At 50.4% G+C, this 17,143-nt stretch carries 19 protein-coding genes; 8 read left to right on the top strand and 11 right to left on the bottom strand.

Translation table 11 applies throughout. The annotated features are described in order from the left end of the window. Window positions 1–17 precede the first annotated feature (17 nt). Window positions 18–1,211 carry a hypothetical protein gene (locus IE076_RS20265; RefSeq protein WP_189438613.1) on the bottom strand — a complete coding sequence of 398 codons (1,194 nt, stop codon included), beginning with the start codon at window positions 1,209–1,211 and terminating at the stop codon, window positions 18–20. Window positions 1,212–1,341: 130 nt separating this feature from the next. Here IE076_RS20265 and IE076_RS20260 point away from each other — a divergent pair, with 130 nt between their 5' ends. Further along, the gene (locus IE076_RS20260) at window positions 1,342–2,079 is read left to right on the top strand and encodes a class I SAM-dependent methyltransferase (RefSeq protein WP_189438612.1); all 738 of its coding nucleotides are present in this window, start codon (window positions 1,342–1,344) and stop codon (window positions 2,077–2,079) included. 88 nt (window positions 2,080–2,167) lie between these two features. Here IE076_RS20260 and IE076_RS20255 read toward each other — a convergent pair whose 3' ends face one another. Then, on the bottom strand, window positions 2,168–2,557 hold the full coding sequence (locus IE076_RS20255) for a hypothetical protein (RefSeq protein WP_189438611.1): 390 nt from the start codon (window positions 2,555–2,557) through the stop codon (window positions 2,168–2,170). A gap of 410 nt (window positions 2,558–2,967) precedes the next feature. Here IE076_RS20255 and IE076_RS20250 point away from each other — a divergent pair, with 410 nt between their 5' ends. Both IE076_RS20250 and IE076_RS20245 read left to right on the top strand, forming a co-directional pair. Next, a complete protein-coding gene (locus IE076_RS20250; protein WP_189438610.1) occupies window positions 2,968–3,159 on the top strand; it encodes a YqaE/Pmp3 family membrane protein in 192 nt (63 codons plus the stop codon). A gap of 317 nt (window positions 3,160–3,476) precedes the next feature. Beyond that, window positions 3,477–4,514, top strand: a complete 1,038-nt coding sequence (locus IE076_RS20245) for an ABC transporter substrate-binding protein (protein ID WP_189438609.1) — start codon at window positions 3,477–3,479, stop codon at window positions 4,512–4,514. Between the two features lie 173 nt (window positions 4,515–4,687). On the opposite strand, the gene IE076_RS20240 is transcribed toward IE076_RS20245, so the two are convergent. Beyond that, the gene (locus IE076_RS20240; protein ID WP_189438608.1) at window positions 4,688–5,176 is read right to left on the bottom strand and encodes a hypothetical protein; all 489 of its coding nucleotides are present in this window, start codon (window positions 5,174–5,176) and stop codon (window positions 4,688–4,690) included. A gap of 345 nt (window positions 5,177–5,521) precedes the next feature. Between IE076_RS20240 and IE076_RS20235 the strand changes: the two genes are divergently transcribed. Then, on the top strand, window positions 5,522–5,890 hold the full coding sequence (locus IE076_RS20235) for a hypothetical protein (protein ID WP_189438607.1): 369 nt from the start codon (window positions 5,522–5,524) through the stop codon (window positions 5,888–5,890). An 87-nt stretch (window positions 5,891–5,977) separates the two neighbouring features. Here IE076_RS20235 and IE076_RS20230 read toward each other — a convergent pair whose 3' ends face one another. The 4 genes from IE076_RS20230 to IE076_RS20215 all read right to left on the bottom strand — a co-directional run bounded on the left by IE076_RS20230 (window position 5,978) and on the right by IE076_RS20215 (window position 11,521). After that, the gene (locus IE076_RS20230) at window positions 5,978–6,448 is read right to left on the bottom strand and encodes a thiol-disulfide oxidoreductase DCC family protein (RefSeq protein ID WP_189438606.1); all 471 of its coding nucleotides are present in this window, start codon (window positions 6,446–6,448) and stop codon (window positions 5,978–5,980) included. A gap of 81 nt (window positions 6,449–6,529) precedes the next feature. Further along, window positions 6,530–7,174 carry a DUF1062 domain-containing protein gene (locus IE076_RS20225; protein ID WP_189438605.1) on the bottom strand — a complete coding sequence of 215 codons (645 nt, stop codon included), beginning with the start codon at window positions 7,172–7,174 and terminating at the stop codon, window positions 6,530–6,532. A 467-nt stretch (window positions 7,175–7,641) separates the two neighbouring features. Further along, a complete protein-coding gene (adhE, locus tag IE076_RS20220) occupies window positions 7,642–10,311 on the bottom strand; it encodes a bifunctional acetaldehyde-CoA/alcohol dehydrogenase (protein ID WP_189438604.1) in 2,670 nt (889 codons plus the stop codon). A gap of 532 nt (window positions 10,312–10,843) precedes the next feature. Then, window positions 10,844–11,521 (bottom strand): pseudouridine synthase, encoded by a 678-nt coding sequence (locus IE076_RS20215; RefSeq protein WP_189438636.1) that lies wholly within the window; start codon window positions 11,519–11,521, stop codon window positions 10,844–10,846. Window positions 11,522–11,636: 115 nt separating this feature from the next. On the opposite strand from IE076_RS20215, the gene IE076_RS20210 reads away from it, so the two are divergent. Then, window positions 11,637–12,008, top strand: coding sequence for a cupin domain-containing protein (locus IE076_RS20210; protein WP_189438603.1), 372 nt, complete (start codon window positions 11,637–11,639; stop codon window positions 12,006–12,008). 177 nt (window positions 12,009–12,185) lie between these two features. Next, on the top strand, window positions 12,186–12,467 hold the full coding sequence (locus tag IE076_RS20205) for an SCP2 sterol-binding domain-containing protein (RefSeq protein ID WP_189438602.1): 282 nt from the start codon (window positions 12,186–12,188) through the stop codon (window positions 12,465–12,467). Between the two features lie 61 nt (window positions 12,468–12,528). Here IE076_RS20205 and IE076_RS20200 read toward each other — a convergent pair whose 3' ends face one another. After that, window positions 12,529–13,176: a TetR/AcrR family transcriptional regulator gene (locus tag IE076_RS20200; RefSeq protein WP_189438601.1), complete on the bottom strand. Its 648-nt coding sequence runs from the start codon at window positions 13,174–13,176 to the stop codon at window positions 12,529–12,531. Between the two features lie 148 nt (window positions 13,177–13,324). Between IE076_RS20200 and IE076_RS20195 the strand changes: the two genes are divergently transcribed. After that, window positions 13,325–14,080 carry a response regulator transcription factor gene (locus IE076_RS20195; RefSeq protein WP_209009327.1) on the top strand — a complete coding sequence of 252 codons (756 nt, stop codon included), beginning with the start codon at window positions 13,325–13,327 and terminating at the stop codon, window positions 14,078–14,080. A gap of 254 nt (window positions 14,081–14,334) precedes the next feature. Further along, window positions 14,335–15,087, top strand: coding sequence for a hypothetical protein (locus IE076_RS20190; RefSeq protein WP_189438599.1), 753 nt, complete (start codon window positions 14,335–14,337; stop codon window positions 15,085–15,087). Here IE076_RS20190 and IE076_RS20185 read toward each other — a convergent pair. The 3 genes from IE076_RS20185 to IE076_RS20175 are packed head-to-tail and all read right to left on the bottom strand — an operon-like array spanning window position 15,073 to window position 17,090. Beyond that, complete coding sequence (locus IE076_RS20185) at window positions 15,073–15,498, bottom strand: Fur family transcriptional regulator (protein WP_189438598.1); 426 nt, start codon at window positions 15,496–15,498, stop codon at window positions 15,073–15,075. The genes IE076_RS20190 and IE076_RS20185 overlap by 15 nt on opposite strands. Before the next feature lie 16 nt (window positions 15,499–15,514). Beyond that, window positions 15,515–16,330, bottom strand: coding sequence for an iron chelate uptake ABC transporter family permease subunit (locus IE076_RS20180; RefSeq protein ID WP_189438597.1), 816 nt, complete (start codon window positions 16,328–16,330; stop codon window positions 15,515–15,517). Further along, window positions 16,323–17,090, bottom strand: coding sequence for an ATP-binding cassette domain-containing protein (locus IE076_RS20175; protein ID WP_189438596.1), 768 nt, complete (start codon window positions 17,088–17,090; stop codon window positions 16,323–16,325). The genes IE076_RS20180 and IE076_RS20175 overlap by 8 nt, the downstream gene beginning before the upstream one ends. Window positions 17,091–17,143 lie beyond the last annotated feature (53 nt).

The following is a 17,143-nucleotide window of genomic DNA, read 5'->3' as shown; positions in this document are numbered from 1 at the left end:
AGAGTTTGATACTAAGGTCAGTGGCTTGGCGCTGCTGTTAATGCGAACTCTTTACTCTCGCCGGCTGTTACTTCTTTGAAACCCAGAAGCTCTTCATAGAGGTCGAAATAGCCTGGATTGTCGCTGGCGAGCAGATAGCAGAAGTGCATGTTGAATACCTTTCCCCATAAGGCGCGGTAGCGTTCTGGGGTCAGAGATGCTGCAATTCTGGTGCGCTGCTGCTCAGGCCCTTCATTCTTGCTGAGGGTGCGCTTTCTTGTAAAATCTTGTAGCGAGGGAAACTTGCCATTGCAGATGATGTCTTCTGACGCATAGACATCACGCCAATGGATCGCCCTGTTCACAGTAAGCTCCGCGATCGCTGTTCGCAGTTTCGTACTTCCTGAGAAGCCACAGAAGTAGTTAAACGCGGAGCCGAGCGTGAGGCACCTTATCTTTGCCCCTACTGTTCCCAAATCCGGGTTTATGCAAAGTGCTTCATGGATTGCGTCAACCACCAGCATACTGCCGGAGCTATGGCCCAGCACGATCACCTCATCTTCCGGTGCTGCATTTTCCTGAATTTGCAATATGAGCTGACCAACGCTCTCTAAGCGCTCTCGCAGCGCTACGTCCTTGTTCAAAGAATAGCGCCGTATGGAGATGTAGTCGTTTGTCAGGTACCAGAAGTAAGTGTGCCGCTCCAGAAGCCACGATCCACGATAGATAGCAAAAGGCCAGAGGATGAAGCCCAACATGGCGAGAGCTGACTGCCTGTAATCCTGCCAGTTTACCATCTCTACCAAAAGACCCAGAGGAAAGAGCATGGCCGAGACAAGAATGGCAAAGAAAATTGGCGGATAGGCCCAAAATAGCGTCGAGTGAAGGTGACGTTGGTATAGACGAAAATAGTAGCCAGAAAACACCATACTTGCGAAAGTCCAGAAGCCCAGCAGAATACGCATGAGCCCAGAAAACTGGAACTCCCGCAGAACTAAATCACGCCAGTTGATGAGGTAGAGATCGGTATCGACCGTTTGCCCGGATTGATTGGATCGCACTTGCCATAGGGCGTAAAGTGGATTTCCCTCATCCAGACCTTTTGTCTCCTCCAGAGTACACCTAACGTTGCGCTGATCTCCATAACGCGCAATCTCTGTTTGGAAGAACGAAAATGCGACTTCGGGCGGGCGCGGATCGTATCCCGGAATGTAAATTACGTGCCTTTTCATTGAGGCGTGCCCTGCTGGTACCTGCAAACGCAGAGGAAGTTATTGCTAATTTAAATTTAGTTTAACACTAGGAAACGTAAAATTTAATAATACAGAAAACGCTGGCAATCGAATAGAAGGACATGCAGCTATGCCAGATTGTGATAACAAGTCAAATTCCTATGAAAAGTGGATCAATTCAAAAAATCCCTACTTTTTACTGGAGCTGCACAGCATTTTATCTGCTATCGGAAATGTGGAAGATCTTGACCTATTAGATGTCGCTTGCGGGGAAGGCCGTTTGTCGCGACTTCTGCTGGGTAATGGCGCCAAATCGGTTCTAGGTATTGATGTCTCGCAAAAGATGATCAGCGAAGCGAGGGCGCAGGAGTTCCCCGGAAGTTCGGATCATGAAAAGGGTCAGCTACGCTACGAGGTTGTTTCGGCCTGTGATGAAGGCTTTCAGCTTGATAGACCTGTCGATATGGTCACAGCGTTATATCTGTTTCACTATGCAAACAGCATGAAGCAACTTGAGGAAATGTGCCAGTTTATTAGCCGCAACCTCAAACCGGGCGGTAGATTCGTAACCTATGGCATAAATCCCGAGTTTGACTTTACCGCTCAGGACCCACGCATAGAGAAGGTCTTCGGATTCCGATATGAGGCCGTCGCGCCGCCGGAATACTTGTTGGTCATTGGCGACCTCCGTGCGCGCATGTGGCATTGGAGCAAAGCGGCGCATGAAAAATGCCTTACCAACGCAGGTTTTGAAAATATTCGCTGGCTCCCGCTGAAATTACCCGAGCAGTATGATGACCACTTGCCAAACATCGATTGGTTTTTGGAAAATCCAAGCTGCATTGTATTAGAAGCAGAGAAACGCTGAGATGCGTTTCGCGCTTAGCTAAGCTGTTTGCGCAATGCATCATGTTTCCCAAAGGTGCTGGTATTGACAGTGCCCAGCTGCGGAACGATCATTCAACGTCAACCGAGACTCTCACATCGGGAAAGTTGGGGTCATAGGTGAAGGTAACGGGCTGGTTGGCAACAACACCACGCCCAACTCCGTTTACTAAGTTGACGGTGCCGGCTGTGCCGTCATCACAATACACAGCACTTATATACCGACCCGAGTCATAGCGACCGCGACTTCCGGCGATTGTTCCATTGCAAGTACGACCATTGGAATCTGTGAGTGTCAGTGCTGCACCATCAGGACTGCCAGCAGCTCCGGTTTGTATTTGCCCAGTGACGTTTCCTGATCCATCGTTGTATTGCCCGCTAATGTCATGCTCAGTGGCGCAGGCAGCAAGTACGGTAGCTGTACCGACGGCAAGATATTTTATCCAGATTTGGTAGGGCATATGCTCATTCTGCTATTTGTGGCGACATCAGCGGAACACTAAGCACATTACCTATGGTCATTTTAAGGAGGAGAGACGGATGCAATCTCCGACGGCTTCGCCTTACCGTCTGGGGATGCGAAGCTTCATTTTTAGGCCCTTCCTTACAATGAAAAGGACCACTTATAGCGGGTGCCTTCTCAAACTTGACAACTGGCTGCTGGTCATAAAGGTCTGAGCTCTTCCTTTTTCACCTGCCCAATTTGATGGGTCTGCGCAAAATACTTGAAATCAGAGGCCCAGATACGACATACATCACTACCGAGATTCAGGAGTTCCTGATTTGCATTATTCGGCCTAAACACCATTCTCGTAACCACGCAAAACTGTGTTTGGTGAGGGCTTATTTATATCGTGCGGAGATTTTATTTATGCGATTGATCCTGGCTATCCTACTTCCGTTTGTTGTGTTCTTCACAATCAACCGTCCGTTTCAGGGGATCTTTTGCCTCTTGCTCCAGATTACGTTGATCGGCTGGCTACCGGCAGCAATCTGGGCTGTATATGCACTGGGGCAGTACAATACCGATAAGAAGATCAGAAATATGCAGCGGCCGAACTGAACACAAGCTTAGAGAAGATTAGGATGAACAGGTTCTAGCTTTTCTCCTGAGCCTGTTTCTTCATATGAGCGAGGTGTACTGTATTGCTGCCTTCTTAGCTGCAACGGATTGGAATGCTCTCAACTCGTTACACTTGATCGTAGGTTACTCGATCAGAGGAAGTGCTAAGTGACCATGACAAAATCTATGACGCTCTAGGGTTGCACTACAGTCCTATTTTCTTAAAAACCTATATTGAAATTAGAACAGACTTTGAACCGATGAGATATGTGTGAAGCACAAGAAGAACTAGAAACCCTCTCTTTGGGAGAAGATCTTTGCTTATTGTCAGAAATTCGGTCATCGGTTTAGCTTTCACCCTTCCATTTTATGCGAGTCAAAGCTTGGCGGCCGAACCTGCCTGCGATCTGGATCGCCCGCTTGTATTTGCGGGTCTGGATTGGGATTCCAGCGCATTTCATACGTCTGTTGCTCAGTTTATCCTTGAAAACGGATATGGTTGCAGCACGGATATCATTCCCGGTTCAAACATACCTTTAATGACCGGGCTAGTGCGAGGGGATATCGATGTTGCTATGGAAGTTTGGCCGAGCAACTTGCCTGACGTCCTAATCGAAGGTGAAGAAGAAGACAAAGTCGTGAACTTGGGTGTCAATTATCCTGATACCGTTCAAGCCTGGTATGTGCCGAAATATGTCGTCGAAGGCGAAAATGCACCAGCCCCCGATCTGAAAAGTGTTGCTGACCTGGCGCAATACAAAGAGATTTTTGCAGACCCTGAGGAGCCCGATAAAGGCCGGTTCTTAAACTGTATTTTTGGGTGGGTCTGCGAAATAACAAATACAAAAAAACTTCATGCCTATGGTCTTGCTGATGATTTTGTGAACTTCCGCCCTGGTTCGGGCTCTGCAATCGCGGCTGCAGTTGAATCAAGTCTTCAACGCAAACGCCCTATCTTTTTCTATTACTGGGGCCCAAGCTGGCTACTCGGAAAATATCAGGATGACCTCGTAGTGCTGGAAGAGCCAGCATATGATCCTGTGATATGGGATCAACTTCTTGAAACAACTAATGCAGATGATGTAACAGAAGCTGTGGCATACCCATCGTCTGCAGTAGATATCTATGCCAATGCCGAGTTTGTGCAAGAAGCCCCTGAGCTCGTGGATTTTTTCAGGAAATATCACACAACGGCAGCTCTTACTTCTCAGGGTTTGGCGTACATAAATGAAACCGGCGGATCGGCGGATGATGCCGCGATTGAGTTTTTGAAAACACATCAAGATCTCTGGCAGACATGGGTCTCACCGGAAGTCGCTGAGCGCGTTGAGGCTGCACTTGGTCGCAATGGCTGACCTGTCTGACTTTTTAGTCAGTGAGAGAGCGAACCGAGGTTACCTAGCCTCAAGGCGAGCGTATGAGATGAAACTTTGACTTCTGTTTATTGGAGGCAAGGCTTCTCTTGCGGTTGCTATTTCTGGTTATCACCGCGCTTAGAAATGTGGTGGCACCCCATTAAATGCCGTAGTCAACCCGGTTCGCTGCCCGGCAAGATATCACGCTGAAATGTGATGTTGCCAGACTCATCAAAAGTCTCACACATCCCCTGGATTTCATCTTTGTCCAGCACCGTCTGACAGAATGCGACTAACTCGCCTTCAACAATGATGGGTGTCACAATAACGATGATGGTTAGCCCTTCATAGGGCTTGGCAACATACTTCACTGCTTCAGTTCGGCCCTCTTTCCTGAACAGATCCAGCATAGCCTCAAAACGCACATTGGTTATCTGTTTTCGGTGATGCTCCTGCACTTTTTGGCCCAGATACTCTGGCTCACGGGGCATTTTGTTGTCTGCCCACTGGTTGTAAAAAAGCAGTCGTCCTTCAGTATCAATGATGGAAACACCGACCCCCTGCTGATCAATCAACCACTCGGCACATCCCTCTAGCTCCCAACCATCAAGAGTTCTGTCCGCCACTTGTTTCCGGAAGGCACTATGCTGATTCTGACTCATGTTTCGCGTCCTCTATCTGTACCAACCTGCAACTATAGCCACCTCGCCCCTTTACGCAGGGTAAATATAAGCAAATACAACTCTAAAGAGAGCTACGGGTTTGAGCCCGCAGCTATTTCACTCTGTTAGAGGAGGATAGTTGGAGGATTGTCTGCGGCATCCTAGCGGAAGCCTAACCTGATGGCTTCAAACAGGGCGGGAAGGCCGACCAACAGGCGAGCACGAGACCTACTTCACAGCAAGGTCGGAATAGTTATAGTCCATCAGAGGAGCATTGTGCTGATTGCACAATTTTAAATATTTAGATAAAAATAACTATCTCATTTTGAAAAGCCGGGAATATTTATGAAACTGAATCTTATAACGACTGTTTTAATATTGGTAGCTATCACAGGTTGCACGAGTCCTAAGGGAGAATTGATAACCCCGTCTGCCAACGGCTATGATAAAATAGTTTTCCAAAAAACCGCCCGCTTTAAGATAGCACCTGCTGTAGAGTATACAATTGTAGCTGGAAGTGAATTTGTTCAAGATCGAATTATGAAAGGTGTACCAGTTTATTGCGGTCAGGTGACGCACAGCAGAACTATTGTAGCTTCCGATTGTTTTATTTATGAAGGTGGTGACACGATAACAGTCAATCCGATGCGACTTTATCAAGGTCCACGAAAACTCCAGCAAGGTACGATTAAGCACTTGAAGGCCAAGCGGTAGCAACTCAAGAGCTATGGCCTTGCGTGAAGTGTGGGCGGAACTCGATTGAAGCAAGTCTCCACGCTGCAACCCGGCTCTAGTTTACCCCTAGTGAACAGTCCAAATATTGATCCTTTCTTGGACTTCGGGGTCTGGAAGGGAGCATAGATCGGTTCGTCCCCAGAGCTTGTAGCGGTTGCGGGCGACGAGCGAATAGAGGGCGTCTTGCAAGGGGCTTGGGAGGATGCGTAGGGTGATCAGAAGCTTCCATATTCCTCCAAGCCGAGATCCGACGCGTGTCAGGGCATCCAGGGATGTGTATGCAGATCCAGCTTCCAGATAAAGCCACGTGGACGGATTGGTGGGGTCAACGCCGTAGTGCCGTGCCAATGCTTCGCCTAAGTCGGATTGCAGGGGCACGATTTTGAAATCCCCTGTCCTATCGTTGTGTGCGATCCAAGAGGCTGCTTTTGCACAGAGGCCACAGGTGGCGTCCATGACGGAAATTGGGCCTTCATCGGGAAATGCCGGGACGTTGGCGTCCTCCCTATAGGAGAAGCGCTGCTGATTTATCTTCATGGTGAGAAGCTATCATTCTCTGACTTTCCTTGCCATGGAAAACCCCGGAGCTATACCCCGGGGTCTGTAGTTCCGAACTGGCTAGTCAGCGGTTTCCAAAGAGAACAGCGTTGCATTGAGCTGTGCCTTCAGAGCGGGCTGGTTTGTCAGTTGCAGGCATACCAGAGTGCCGTCTTTGGGAGGCTTCTTCAGTTGAAGAGGAGTTCCGCCCGCTCCGCACAAAACACCCTGTTTGCCGAGGTCTCTGAGGGCGTTTCTTGAGATACCGAGTTCAAGAGCAAGCAATCTGTCCAGCCGCAGGCTTATGGGCAGTGCCAGTTCCAGTCGGATTTCCAGATGTGCCCAATCGAGCTCGCCACCGCTCAGGATTTGCTTATGAACGGTGATGGCTATCTCTCGTTCCTCTGGTGCGGCAACGGCGGGCAAGCCTGATTTGTCGAAAGCGACCTTTCTCACTTGCGCAGGGCAATTGATTTGCAGTGCCTCCATGAGGTCTGCAGGGATCTGCTTACGGGCGCGACGTTCGAAGATTTGCCGGTTCCAAGTGGCATCGCAGGATGTGCACTTGTAGATGAGCCATGCGTCCAGCTTCGTGCCATTTGCGTTGAGGCGGAACTTGCCTGATGGCTTGAACGGTTTTAGAACGCCGCAGCTTTTGCAAGGAATGACTGGGCGTGGTGGGTTTTCTGGCTGAAGTGTCCAGACGCATTTAAGCGATTTTGACATGCTTTATGATTTCCACTTATCAAAAAGCGGATGGACAGCATGACGCCGTTACAGCACACGGTAAGGCAAAGGATTTTAAAAAAAGCAGCGCGCAAAAGTGCGCATGGATGGTACCAGAAATCACGAGGCCAAACCGGTCTCATGCCACCATCCGCGCAACAGAAAGCGCGCCGCAACAGAGTGTCTGTTACGGAACAATGATAGACTAAAAGAGACCGGTGATTACATAGGCAAAATTGATTTCTCGCGTTGTGAAACAAGGCGGCCAGCATAAGCAAATCAACGGATATAGCGGAAGAGACTTTGAACACCGCGGAATCTTATCGGGAGATATTGTGGCTTTTGCGCAACTAAGGCGTGTCCATAATCCATATTACATAACAAGGTAGTCTTTGACTTGATCATGCAAAAGCCCCGGAGCGTATGCCCCGGGGCTTTTTTTCGAGCCGCAATGTGTGCTGCGAGAATTAAGCTTTAGCTTTGGAAGCTTTCTTCGCTTTTTCCTCTGCAAGATCCACCACATCCTCCGCGCGGCCCTCTACATAGACGCGACCGTAGAAGCCATCGAGAAGGAGCTGTTTGATCTCGTCAATCAGTGGGTAGCGTGGGTTTGCACCGGTGCACTGATCATCAAATGCTTCCACTGCGACTTCATCAAGCTTGGCCATGAACTGCTCTTCAGTGATGCCCAGGTCCTTGAAGCCAGCTGGGATCTCGAGAGACTTCTTGACGTTCTCGATCCATGCAACAAGTTTCTCAACCTTTGCGTCATTGTCGTCGCCAGCTGCAGTCAGACCAAGGTGATCTGCTATGTCACCGTAGCGGCATTTGGCTTGCGGACGGTCGTACTGAGAGAACGCAGTCTGCTTGGTTGGGTTGTCGTTTGCGTTGTAGCGGATCACGTTAGAGATCAGCATCGCATTTGCCAGACCATGCGGCACGTGGAAGGTAGCACCAACCTTGTGGGCAATAGAGTGGCAGACACCCAGGAAGGAGTTCGCGAAGGCAATACCAGCGATTGTTGCGCCGTTGTGGACCTTTTCACGAGCCACAGGTGCCTCTGCGCCCTTTTCGTAGCTTTCAACCAGGTTCTCTTTCAGAAGCTTCAGCGCCTGCAAGGCCTGACCATCAGAGTATTCGTTGGCCAGAACAGAGACATAAGCTTCTGTAGCGTGGGTGATGGCATCGATACCACCGAAGGCAGTCAGAGACTTCGGCATGTTCATGACGAGGTTGGCGTCAACGATTGCCATGTTCGGGGTCAGCTCATAGTCCGCAATCGGGTATTTCTGACCGGATTCATCGTCAGTTACCACTGCGAACGGGGTCACTTCAGAGCCAGTACCAGATGTGGTTGGGATCGCGACCATCATGGCCTTTTCACCCATTTTCGGGAACTTGTAGATACGTTTGCGGATGTCCATGAAGCGCAGGGCAAGATCAGCAAAGTCTACTTCCGGGTGCTCGTACATGACCCACATGATCTTTGCGGCATCCATTGGAGAACCACCACCCAGAGCAACAATCACGTCTGGCTTGAAGGTCCGGCAGAGTTCTGCACCTTTGCGCACGACGGATAGTGTTGGATCTGCTTCCACTTCGTAGAAGACGTCAGTTTCCATTCCCATGCTCTTCAGCACACGAACGGTTTCGTCGGTGTAGCCATTCTTGAAGAGGAAGCCATCGGTGACAATCAGAGCGCGTTTTTTGCCTTCAAGGTCACCCAGTGCGATTGGCAGACAACCGCGACGGAAGTAGATGGATTCAGGCAGTTTGTGCCACAACATGTTTTCTGCTCGCTTCGCAACGGTCTTCTTATTGATCAGGTGCTTTGGACCAACGTTCTCACTGATGGAGTTACCACCCCAAGAGCCACAACCCAGTGTCAGGGATGGAGCAAGAGAGAAGTTGTAAAGGTCACCGATACCGCCGTGGGAGGCTGGTGTGTTGATCAGAATACGAGCGGTCTTCATGCGGCGACCGAACTCTTTGACGCGATCTTCGCAGCGGTCCTGATCTGTATAGAATACAGAGGTGTGACCGATGCCGCCCATTGTGACCAGCTTCTCAGCAATGTCGCAGGCCGCGTCGAAGTTCTTGGCTTTGTACATGGCCAGAGTTGGAGACAGTTTTTCGTGGGCGAATGCTTCTGCTTCGCTTGCCTCTGTGACCTCGCCAATAAGGATCTTGGTGTCAGCTGGAACTTTGACGCCAGCCATATCAGCGATTTTTGCGGCAGGCTGACCAACGATTGCAGCGTTGAGCGCACCGTTTTTCAGCAGAACGTCTTTAACAGCCTGAAGCTCTTTCCCTTTCAGGATGTAGCCTTTGTGGGTTGAGAAGCGTTCTTTTACCTGCTCGTAGACGTCTTCTACAACAATGACAGACTGCTCAGATGCACAGATCACGCCGTTGTCGAAGGTTTTGGACATGAGCACAGATGCGACCATGCGTTTTACGTCTGCAAATTCATCCACGACCACTGGTGTGTTACCAGCACCCACGCCGATGGCAGGTTTACCGGAAGAGTAAGCAGCCTTCACCATGCCCGGACCGCCGGTTGCGAGGATCAGGTTGATTCCATCGTGGGTCATCAGCGCGTTGGAGAGTTCTACAGATGGAACGTCAATCCAACCAATGATGTCTTTCGGAGCCCCTGCTTTGATGGCAGCTTCCAGAACGATGCGTGCTGCTTCGTTGGTTGCCAACTTGGCACGTGGGTGCGGGCTAAAGATGATACCGTTGCGGGTCTTCAAAGAAATGAGCGCTTTAAAAATTGCAGTAGAGGTCGGATTCGTTGTTGGAACGATGCCGCAGATGATGCCTGTTGGTTCTGCAATGGTGATTGTGCCGAAGGTGTCATCTTCAGACAGGATACCGCAGGTCTGCTCATCCTTGTATTTATTGTAGATGTACTCAGATGCGAACTGGTTTTTGATTACCTTGTCTTCCATTACGCCCATACCGGTCTCTTCAACCGCCATGCGGGAGAGCGGGATACGAGCGTCGGCAGCTGCCAGAGCTGCGGCGCGGAAGATCTTATCTACCTGTTCCTGAGTGTATGTTGCATAGACTTGTTGCGCTTTTTTAACCCGGGCGACCAGGGCGTCTAGTTCTTGGCGATTAGTGACAGGCATTTTCTTCTCCGTGGGCAAGAACCGAAGACGAAACGTGACAGCAGATCGGCATTTGTCACAAAACAGTTCAAGGGAGGAAGCTGTTCTTCTCTTCGACACGGATATTATTGGTCACATCTTGTGGCAGGCGCATGACATAAGTCAAAAAACAGAGATATATGAATAGGATGTCATAAAACTCAGTGTCTACGAGCTGCATTCAGCGACTGAATTGATCACAAGCAAGACACTTGTCATTTTTTGCATAGCATTGCATACAGTTTCAGCGCGTATATTCAGTGATATTCCATTTTCAGTTCAATATGTTAACCAGGTAAAGCAATGGATGTTTCTGTGCCCTGTTCGTAGCTCTGTGTTTTTAGGACAAGTTCTTTGACCTAAACTGCGACAAAGTTACTTCCCTGTGGTCATTCAGGGGTATTTTCACCTAGTGCTTGTGAATAATGCGCCTTACTCGCGCAAAATAGGCAATTGCTCGTATTTAATATTACTAATTCTTACAAATTTACTAAACCCAAGTTTTATCTGCGGCTTATAGATCCAAGAATGGGCAGGATGCTGTGAAGGTGTTGTACTCGCCGCCAATGGGATGGCGCAGTTCGAGGGTCTGGGCGTGGAGGTGTAGCCGATCTGAGAAGGTTAGCGCCTCCCCTTCTGCATAGAAGCGGTCTCCCACGATTGGATGGCCAAGGGCCAGCATGTGCACACGCAGCTGGTGGGAGCGTCCAGTGACCGGCATCAGTTTAACGAGGGTTGTTTTGTCCTCGCGATTCACGACTTCCCATTTGGTGAGTGCGGAACGGCCCAGCTCATGGTCAACCATTTGCTTTGGGCGATTGGGCCAGTCGCAGCGCAGGGGAAGATCAACCTCGCCCTGCTCTGCCCTCAGATGGCCCCAGACACGGGCAATGTAGGTTTTGCGTATCATACGCTTTTCGAACTGGAGGCCCACATGACGATGGGCGTCTTTGTTCATGGCCATGACAAGCAGGCCAGAGGTATCCATATCCAGCCGGTGGATGGTGGTGGCCGTTGAATAGACTGATTGCGCCCTGCTCTCCAGACAGTCCTTATGCTCCTCTGCGCGGCCAGGGACGCTCAGCAAGCCGCTCGGCTTGTTGAGAACCAGAAGCTGATCGTCCTGATGGACAACATCAAGGAAGGGCTCCGTGGGCGGCGCGTATATAAAGGGTGTGCTTGGACTGTTCATGGAGGCGCTTATAGCGGCTTGCAAACAAACGTCAATGAATGTGCGATGGCTCATGTTGTTCCTGCCCGCGACACTCCCATATATCCATTACTAGTGTGTTTGCATGAGGCTTTTTATGATTGGCAACTTTATTTCTGAGTTTGAGAAGGTCACTGACTACTGGTCCCCTCGGGTCGTCGCACAAGTGAACGACCAATATGTTAAGGTTGCGAAGGTCAAAGGAGATCTCGCCTGGCACAAGCACGATGAAGAAGATGAGCTCTTCTATGTTGTGAAGGGAAGCGTCACGATTGAGTATGAAGGGGACGCTGTTACACTCAACGAGGGGGACTTTCACGTGGTCCCTAAGGGAAAAATGCACAACCCTGTTGCGGAGGAGGAATGTTGGATCGTGCTGATGGAGCCCGTCGCAACCAAGCATACCGGTGATATTACAACTGAAAAGACGAAATCACTGGCGGAGCAACTGGCAGGCGCCTCCTACTAAGGCAGCATGGGTAATCAATAAGAACCAGTATCTGATCTCTTTACATTCAGCGAATGCTGGATTACGCTTACGTTAACAAGATGCCTGATGCGTAACACGTAAAGTAGTGGGTAGGACACTTTAGGCATCTGACCGAGCTTTTTAAATACTGAAAACTACCAGATGGAGGAAACAAATATGAGCATGGACGCAATTGTAAATGACCTGAAAGGCCGCGTTGAATCCAGCGACTTTGACAGCTCTCTCAAGTTTGACTGTGGTGATGATGGTATCCTGGTGATTGATGGCAACTCAATCTCCACCGACAATCAGGATGTTGATTGTACCATTGGTGTTTCTTTTGAAGACCTTCAGTCTCTGATTGCTGGCGATCTGGATCCAACAGCAGCATTCATGCAGGGCAAGTTCACCATTGATGGTGACATGAGCATTGCAATGAAGCTTAGCCAGCTGATCTAATCGCGGCTAATATGAGATCGTGCATTCGGGCCCCGCGCCCGGATGCCACATAGACTTTAGTCTACATCGTTTCTTGAACTTTTTGCTCGAAAAGTTGCTGCAGAAACGTCGCCCAGTGCTCAATGTAGGCCTGCTTTTCTTCCTCATTCATAAACAAACCATCCGAGGTGATCAGCCCCGTCATCATCTGTCGTGAGGCTGTGATGAGCGTGCGCGCCTTGGCGTGGCTTATATTATCGTTCTCGAAGATTGCCAGAATTCGATCGTCAGTGACCCTTGCAAAGTTGTCAAAGGTGGGTTTGATGCGACGACGCAGCGCATCTTCTGTTCGCGCTGCAACAAGAATTTCCATCATGGCGAGGTACTCTGGAGAGTTCGCCTGATTCGTCCACCATTTGATTGTCAGCTCGGAAATTCTGCTTTTATCCTCACCGATTTCGTTCAACCACTCCAAAGTCAAGCGAACTGATTTAGCCAACAAACGTTCCAGTACGAAGACCATTAAATCTTCTTTGGTGTGGAAATGATGCTGCAGCGCACCCTGAGAAAATTTAGTCTTTTCCGTAATTTTCTTAATAGATGCACGGTGATAGCCAAGTTCATACAAACAGCTGATCGCAGCAAGGAGTATCTCCTTACGCATGCGATCACTCTTTGCAGCCTGGGTCGATTTACGCGTTTCGGTGGAATCAGGAAAATTATTTTTCATGTAGCCTCACAACAACGCTTGTAAAAAAACCATATGCATGTATTTTTTTCAAGAGATAAGACGAAACACTTAGTGCATAGTTTAGGGAGGAGAAATTATGTATCGGGAGCGTCATTCCACTGTTGGAACCCTAAGGGAGAAGGTTTCCATGCACACTGTTATTATTGGTGATCCACATCCGGCATTTTCCAGAGCACTTGCGAGTATCTACTCCAATGAGTGCCATGGCGTGAATGTACTTGTGACGAAGAGCTTTTCCGAGTTGCAGACTTGGGTAGAGCTTCACCCTTCCGCAGTTGTGCTTGTAAACCCTCGCATGAAGGGAGCCCCAGGTCTGGGTACTGTATCCGCGCTGCTGGAGAGTTACGAGATCTCCAGCCTTGTGATGCTGCTGGAGCAGGATAATCCGGGCCTTTCTGATTACTTCGTGGCACGTGGCGCAAGCGCTGCGGTTCCAAAGACTGCTGATTTTTCTGTCTTCAAGGCCATCCTGACCGGTGGCACTGTTGAACTGATCTCTGATTGTGAAGAAGCGCAGAATGCGTTTAGCATCGATTTCTATGAAGGTCTTGCGAACCTGACACGCCGTCAGGCAACCATTCTGACTTACCTGAAAGAAGGTAAGCTGAACAAACAGATCGCACATGAGCTGGGCATTTCCGAAGCGACCGTGAAGCACCACGTATCAGCACTGCTGAGCACTCTGGGCTTTTATTCCCGCTCTCAGCTGGTGGCCATGATCAACGAGCTTGGCATCAACGTGGATTATCGCGGTAGCAATCGCAAGTCAGCGAACAGCAAGAGCACACCTCGCCGCGCGGTAAATGGCTACAAGGTCGCCGGTGCAGGCGCTGGCGCGACACCTGGCTCCACGATGCAGCCTGCCTATGTGGCAGCGCCCTAAACGTGACTGACACACCCCTGCGGCGATAATATCGCTCCTCGCCGCGGGTTATTCTCCTTCCTTTTGCAGGCGCTACAGTTGCAGCGAGTCCAATAGTTGCTGTTGCTGTAGCGCTCTTGCCACAGAATGAGATTTGTTTCTCCAGATTTATCGTTTGCACGCCCTACGACTTGCCGTAGGGTCAATTAGTCCTCATTATTGATTTTATTGGCTCCCAAGGCCGAGCTTCAATCTTTAATAAGGACTAGAGAACTGTGCAGCCAAACGACTTTGCCAGTTTGAGCGACCTTAAGGTCATTTGGAGCGATCATGGCGGAACGTGTCCGATACCGACACGCATTCTTATCGCATCTGATCTGCTCTTAAGCATCGGCCCCTCCCCTGACAGAGAATTTGACCAGAGCTTCCAGCGCATCTCCGGCGCTCTTGTGCTCGCCTATGGGGACCCGCTGTATAGTGGTGGGCTTCGGGTGATCAATGAGGAGCTGGAGCCTGAAGAGAACCAATTGAACCGCATGTTTTCCTCTAAGCATCCGGGGCACTTTAATACTGTTCGTCACGAAAGCTTCTACAACAGCGAGAATGCACTCTATATTCCCTTCCGCAACCTCAGTGAGGTGCACCCTGAAGAGGCTATAGAAAGCCTGTTCGGGGACTACTCACCGGGTATTTTCCTCAGATACGTGGTGAGTGAGCGGACAAACTCCTTCCCTGACATGCTGGCACGTCTGGCGGAGCGAGCAACCGGATTGCAAGTGTGCAGCAAGAACCGATCACTGTTATTCTCAAGCCTTTCGGAACTCAGACGAAAACTTCCCAGCGATCTTATTCTTGTAGATGGCAGTGGATTTGGTGGGCAACCAAGTCAGCGACAGCAAAAGAAGCCCCTGCTTTACACGACAAACTGGATTTCCCGAGAACTGATTGATCCTTCCGAGCTGCATCACACAGAAAGCGATGTGCCGAGCCTGTTTGATCTGCGGCGCCGGTTCTCACTCAGCTCCTGAAGCACTTTCCGCTGCTTGCTGGCAGGACGCGCAGGTGCCTTTGATCTCAATGGAGGTTGATTTGGCTGCAAAGCCGTTGGCACTGGCCCAGCCGCTCAGGATCTCGGCAATATCATTATCCGCAAATTCCAAAGCCTTGCCGCAGGTTTCGCAGATTGCAAAGCCGACCATCTCCACCGAATGGCATGATGGATGGGCGCAGGCGACAAAGGCATTCATGCTTTCAAGACGATGCACCACACCAAGCCCGATGAGCTTATCCAACGCCCGATAGACTTGTAGCGGCGCGCGCAATCCTTCAGAGCGCAGCTGGTCCAGAATTGAGTATGCGCTCATGGGTGCATCTGAGGAGCACAGCAGGTCCAGAACAAGACGCTGGTTTTTCGTGAGCTTCAATTCTGCGGTTGCCATTGCCAATTCTTTCAAGCTATTGCCCTTTGTCCTTTGCCAATACCCCGTTTATGAGCCGAGATGCAAACAATGACAGCAAAAATATGCAGAGGCTCGCCACTACGATAGACGGGCCGGACGCGCTGTCAAACTGCAGAGAGCCTTCCAGTCCCAGAATAACGCTGGCAATACCGATGATCGCAGAGGCAACGGCCATCTGTTCCGGTGTTTTTGCAAACCAACGCGCTGTTGCTGCCGGAATGATCAACAGGGCTGTGATCAGCAGAACGCCCACAATCTTCATTGCAATTGCGATGATAGCTGCCATCATGACCATGAAGATAAGCTGTGTGAGGTCAGGATTGAAGCCTTCCGCCTCCGCCAGTTCACGATTGACCGTGGATGCCAGCAAGGGGCGCCAGAGAAAATACATCAAGCCGAGAATAACCGCTGCGCAGGCGTAAATGGCGATTACGTCCTCATTGCCAACGGCAAGGATATCGCCAAACAACAGGGAGAGCAGATCAAAGCGCAGGTCGCTCATGAAGGCGATCAGGACCATACCGAGTGCGAGCGCTGAGTGTGAGAGCAGCCCGAGCAAGGCGTCTGTTGAGAGTGAACCACGTTTTTGCAGGATGAGCAGGAATATGGAAACGGTAACTGTTACCGCGAGCACCCCTAGCATGAGGTTGATGTTCAATAGGAACGCCAGCGCAACGCCCAGAAGGGCGGAGTGGGACATTGTATCGCCGAAGTAAGCCATGCGGCGCCAGACAACAAAGCAGCCGAGCGGGCCGCTGACGAGGGCGAGGCCGATTCCGGCCAGCATGGCTCTGATAATAAAATCATCCATGATTACAGCAGTCTCCAGTGTCCCCTTTAGACGGGACGATTGTGCCGTCGGCCTTATGACTGTGATCGTGATGGTGGTTGTAGATTGCCAGTGACTGGGAGGCTACATCTCCGAACATTTGCCTGTAGGCATCGGAGGCAGCAACATGCTCTGGCGCCCCGCTGCAGCACACATGTCCGTTGAGGCAGACGACAGTATCTGTCTGAGCCATCACCACGTGCAGATCGTGGGAAATGAGAAGGATCCCGCAGTTGAGCTCCTCCCGGATCTTGAGGATTAGGTTGTAAAGCGCGATCTCGCCGGAGTAGTCCACACCCTGAACCGGCTCATCGAGCACCAGAAGGTCCGGACGGCGCAGGATCGCGCGCGCCAGCAACGCTCTTTGATATTCACCACCGGACAACTGCTGCACATTGGAATTGATCAGGTGGGGGATGCCGGTTTTCTCCAGCACCGCCTCGATTTCTGCTGCAGTTGGTTTTGCGGTCAGGCTCATCAGGCGACGCACGGTGAGCGGCATGGTCCAGTCGATCGCCAGCTTTTGCGGAACATAGCCCACAGTGAGGTCAGGCTTGCGCTTGATTGTACCCACGTCTGCTTTCAGCACGCCCAGCGCGGTTTTGGCCGTTGTGCTTTTGCCTGCACCGTTGGGTCCGATCAGCGTTACGATTTCGCCGGACTTCACATTTAGTGAGACGTTCTGGATCAACCATCGGCCTTGCCGTTTGATCCCGACTCCATCCATTTCAATCAATTGCACGATAGGCACCTCAGCTCGCCGTGGGCAGCACCACGAAAGGGATGGCTGTTATA

Origin of the sequence: Pseudovibrio japonicus, assembly GCF_014651595.1 — a bacterium.
GTDB classification, from domain to species: Bacteria; Pseudomonadota; Alphaproteobacteria; order Rhizobiales; family Stappiaceae; genus Pseudovibrio; species Pseudovibrio japonicus.
Note: the sequence above shows the minus strand (reverse complement) of the source record. Positions and strands in the feature narration are given on the sequence as shown.

What these genes read in the sequence shown, in the direction of transcription:
- IE076_RS20265 (WP_189438613.1), bottom strand. Translation starts at nt 1,211, where the DNA reads ATGAAAAGGCACGTAATTTACATTCCGGGATACGATCCGCGCCCGCCC.
- IE076_RS20260 (WP_189438612.1), top strand. Translation starts at nt 1,342, where the DNA reads ATGCCAGATTGTGATAACAAGTCAAATTCCTATGAAAAGTGGATCAAT.
- IE076_RS20255 (WP_189438611.1), bottom strand. Translation starts at nt 2,557, where the DNA reads ATGCCCTACCAAATCTGGATAAAATATCTTGCCGTCGGTACAGCTACC.
- IE076_RS20250 (WP_189438610.1), top strand. Translation starts at nt 2,968, where the DNA reads ATGCGATTGATCCTGGCTATCCTACTTCCGTTTGTTGTGTTCTTCACA.
- IE076_RS20240 (WP_189438608.1), bottom strand. Translation starts at nt 5,176, where the DNA reads ATGAGTCAGAATCAGCATAGTGCCTTCCGGAAACAAGTGGCGGACAGA.
- IE076_RS20235 (WP_189438607.1), top strand. Translation starts at nt 5,522, where the DNA reads ATGAAACTGAATCTTATAACGACTGTTTTAATATTGGTAGCTATCACA.
- IE076_RS20230 (WP_189438606.1), bottom strand. Translation starts at nt 6,448, where the DNA reads ATGAAGATAAATCAGCAGCGCTTCTCCTATAGGGAGGACGCCAACGTC.
- IE076_RS20225 (WP_189438605.1), bottom strand. Translation starts at nt 7,174, where the DNA reads ATGTCAAAATCGCTTAAATGCGTCTGGACACTTCAGCCAGAAAACCCA.
- adhE (WP_189438604.1), bottom strand. Translation starts at nt 10,311, where the DNA reads ATGCCTGTCACTAATCGCCAAGAACTAGACGCCCTGGTCGCCCGGGTT.
- IE076_RS20215 (WP_189438636.1), bottom strand. Translation starts at nt 11,521, where the DNA reads ATGAACAGTCCAAGCACACCCTTTATATACGCGCCGCCCACGGAGCCC.
- IE076_RS20210 (WP_189438603.1), top strand. Translation starts at nt 11,637, where the DNA reads ATGATTGGCAACTTTATTTCTGAGTTTGAGAAGGTCACTGACTACTGG.
- IE076_RS20205 (WP_189438602.1), top strand. Translation starts at nt 12,186, where the DNA reads ATGAGCATGGACGCAATTGTAAATGACCTGAAAGGCCGCGTTGAATCC.
- IE076_RS20200 (WP_189438601.1), bottom strand. Translation starts at nt 13,176, where the DNA reads ATGAAAAATAATTTTCCTGATTCCACCGAAACGCGTAAATCGACCCAG.
- IE076_RS20195 (WP_209009327.1), top strand. Translation starts at nt 13,325, where the DNA reads ATGCACACTGTTATTATTGGTGATCCACATCCGGCATTTTCCAGAGCA.
- IE076_RS20185 (WP_189438598.1), bottom strand. Translation starts at nt 15,498, where the DNA reads ATGGCAACCGCAGAATTGAAGCTCACGAAAAACCAGCGTCTTGTTCTG.
- IE076_RS20180 (WP_189438597.1), bottom strand. Translation starts at nt 16,330, where the DNA reads ATGGATGATTTTATTATCAGAGCCATGCTGGCCGGAATCGGCCTCGCC.